Source organism: Limnospira sp. PMC 1279.21 (genome assembly GCF_032349615.1).
Classification (GTDB): Bacteria; Cyanobacteriota; Cyanobacteriia; order Cyanobacteriales; family Microcoleaceae; genus Limnospira; species Limnospira fusiformis.
The window spans coordinates 1-714 of the sequence record NZ_JARPLU010000475.1; the positions used below are offsets into that span (position 1 = coordinate 1).

General features: G+C 41.2%; 1 pseudogene. It reads right to left on the reverse strand.

The annotated features are described in order from the left end of the window. Positions 1 to 134: 134 nt before the first annotated feature. A pseudogene (locus tag P5683_RS25510) lies at positions 135 to 714 on the reverse strand (IS630 family transposase); the annotation flags it as partial.

Sequence of the window (714 nt, forward strand, 5' to 3'; positions counted from 1 at the left end):
GTGGTGTTGGGTTCCGTTACCTCCACCCAACCTACTTAAATAAGCGATCGCTCTTGGTAGGTTGGGTTTCACCCAACATTTGTAGGTTGGGTGAAACGAGGGTGAAACCCAATATACAGCCTTTATCTCAATCATTAAGCACAGTAATAAAACTTGGTAAACCAGTTATTCAAACACTGTAAATCCACAAGGATTACCGCCACTTCTACCAATCTCACTAATAATTCCATTGTCTCCGTCCTGAACTTGCACACTCAACTTTTGAGCTGTGACCACATCATCTCTATCGGGTTAAACTCAGGGGAATACACCGGCAGATATTCTACCCTGGCTCCTACTGACTCTATCATTTCTTTGACTTCTTCTCGATGATGAGAATTTCAGTTATCCATTACCACTACATCTCCTTTTTTTAATTTTGGCAATAAATCTAACTTGATGAATTGGAGAAAATCCTCTTTTTTCATGGACCCTTCTAATGTTTGAGTCGCCACCACTCCGGAGAGCTTAATTGCACCAATTATTGTCATTTTTTGACCTCGATAGGATTTCCGCAGTTCATAGACTTTTTTCCCTTTCGTCGCTCTGGCTAACGGTCTGCTCATCCCTACCCATAACCCACTTTCATCAATAAACACAAGCTTTTCACGAGCCACATCTCTAATTCTTTCCCAATAATCTACTCGCGCTTTCTGTACTTCTTCTGTTACTACA